3 protein-coding genes are annotated in these 1,976 nt (G+C 56.5%); 1 reads left to right on the top strand and 2 read right to left on the bottom strand.

What is annotated here, in order from left to right; all coding sequences use genetic code 11:
* The coding region (gene tnpC / locus F8N44_RS31115; RefSeq protein ID WP_150653016.1) for an IS66 family transposase at positions 1 to 981 on the bottom strand (981 nt) is incomplete at its 3' end.
* Positions 982 to 999: 18 nt separating this feature from the next.
* Positions 1,000 to 1,359: an IS66 family insertion sequence element accessory protein TnpB gene (gene tnpB / locus F8N44_RS31120; protein WP_224794724.1), complete on the bottom strand. Its 360-nt coding sequence runs from the start codon at positions 1,357 to 1,359 to the stop codon at positions 1,000 to 1,002.
* Positions 1,360 to 1,707: 348 nt separating this feature from the next.
* Between tnpB and F8N44_RS31125 the strand changes: the two genes are divergently transcribed.
* The gene (locus F8N44_RS31125; protein ID WP_412071591.1) at positions 1,708 to 1,911 is read left to right on the top strand and encodes a helix-turn-helix transcriptional regulator; all 204 of its coding nucleotides are present in this window, start codon (positions 1,708 to 1,710) and stop codon (positions 1,909 to 1,911) included.
* Positions 1,912 to 1,976 lie beyond the last annotated feature (65 nt).

The following is a 1,976-nucleotide window of genomic DNA, read 5'->3' on the forward strand; positions in this document are numbered from 1 at the left end:
TGCATGCGCCCAGCAGCCCAAACGCTCAACCCCGGCCTGTGCGCCCAGCGCGTTGTAACCAGCATAATCGTCAGTCATCACGTAGCCGCGATAACCATCGAGCAGGCGCGTCGGCACCTCCTGCGCCCGGCTGGTGGAATAGTCAAAAAGGATCACCGGCTTGTCAGGCGGGCCACCGGTTTGCACCCACATCCAGGACTGGCTGCTTGGCTCCCGATCCGGCTCTTTGAGCACCTGCACGCGCGTTTCATCGCAGTGGATGATGCGGCTGGCCAACAGGCTATCGCGCATCAAATTGAGCAGCGGCTGAAAGTGCTCACCGCACTGGATGACCCAGCGGGCCAGGGTCTGGCGCGGGATATCGATGCCATGACGGCCCAGCACCTTTTCGAAACGGTGAAACGGTAGACCGTCGACGTATTTGGTCGTCAGCAACATGGCCAGCACGCTCGGACTGGCCATGCTTTTTTCAATCAGTTGGGCGGGTTTATCCGCCGCCACCGGTGCCGACTCACAATCGCGGCAGCCATAGACCTTGCGTACATGCTTGATCACGCGGATCTGCATCGGGATGATTTCAAGCTGTTCGCTGACCTCCTCGCCGATGGCGTGTTTACGGCAGCCGCAGGCACACGTCAGCTCATGCTCGGGAAGTTCATGGATGACTTCGATTCGGGGCAGGTCGGTGGGCAGCGGCTTACGTTTGCCGCGACGTTTGGTCGGCACGACAACTTCTTCTTCGCAGGCTTCATCGACAGGCTCTGCAACACTTTCTGCTTCATTGAAGAGCGCCAGCTGCGGCGTTGCCGGATCAGTCGTTTGCTCGGACTTACGCCCGAACAATCTTTGGCGCAACAGCGCGTTCTCTTCTTCAAGATGAACAATCTTGCCTTTGTCAGACGCCCGCTCACTGATCATTTGCTCAAGCAATTGCCTGAGCAAAACAGGATCATCAGGAAGGTCTTTGGGCATGGAAATCATGCCGCGGATTATACCGAATCAGGCGACGTATCGAGGCGTCAAAACCTGATGAGGGCGGTTGCGCCAGAGGTCGAAGCCGTCGAGTAGCCAGTTCAGTTCCTGGACTGTCAGGACAATCGCCTCGTCGCGGGCTTCGGGCGATGTTTTGAATCGCTCGGACTCCAGGCGCTTGAGCCAAAGGCAGAAGCCGTTGCGTTCCCAATACAAAATCTTCACGCGGTTTCGGGACTTGTTGAGGAAAACGAAAAGCACAGGGTCGAACACGGCGACCTTGATATCCAATTCGACCAGCGCGGCCAGACCATCAATGGATTTTCGGAAGTCCACGGGTTTGGGGTAGAGATAGACTTTTTCGACTTTGGCGTCGGGTCGCATCATGAGTTGCTGGCTCCGGAAGGGATCGGGAGCACAGCATCCGGGATCATCTGGCCGCTTTGAATGTGGGGTTCATGGAGCGCTTACAATTTAACGGCTGTGATCATCATGGCACATTGGGCTGAAATTTTGCGTGCGTCGCAATCTTAGAGCTAGTAATCCGCGATATTCGTCGCAGCCTTCATCACGATCCCCTCGGCTCGCGTAAAGGAAACCCTTCATATGTGGAACTGATCGGCAACATCAATAGCTTGTCCACAACATCTGTCGCGAGTTCTTGGACGACGTAAATGAGGACGTGCTACCCAATGACCGCACCGGCGTTTAGGACAGCCTTACCTGGCAAAAGCTATTCAGCTTTCAGCGCGACGCGCCATCCGCCTGAAAGACGTTATCGACTCGACCGATCTGGCCCGGTCGACCATCTACAAATACATCGCTGACAGTACGTTCCCGAAGCCGGTCTCATTGGGAGAGCGTTGCGTAGGCTGGGTGGAGGGAGAAGTCCACGATTGGATCTTGGCCAGGATTGGGGCGCGCGACCTGGCTGACTAAACAACCGCCTGAGCTAAGAGTGCGATGAGCAATGTACAGGCATCACGACTGGGGTGACTCCCGTC

It is taken from the genome of Pseudomonas fluorescens (assembly GCF_902497745.1).
GTDB lineage: Bacteria > Pseudomonadota > Gammaproteobacteria > Pseudomonadales > Pseudomonadaceae > Aquipseudomonas > Aquipseudomonas fluorescens_BM.

Coding starts and splice junctions, on each gene's coding strand:
- tnpB (WP_224794724.1), bottom strand. CDS start 1,359: ATGATGCGACCCGACGCCAAAGTCGAAAAAGTCTATCTCTACCCCAAA.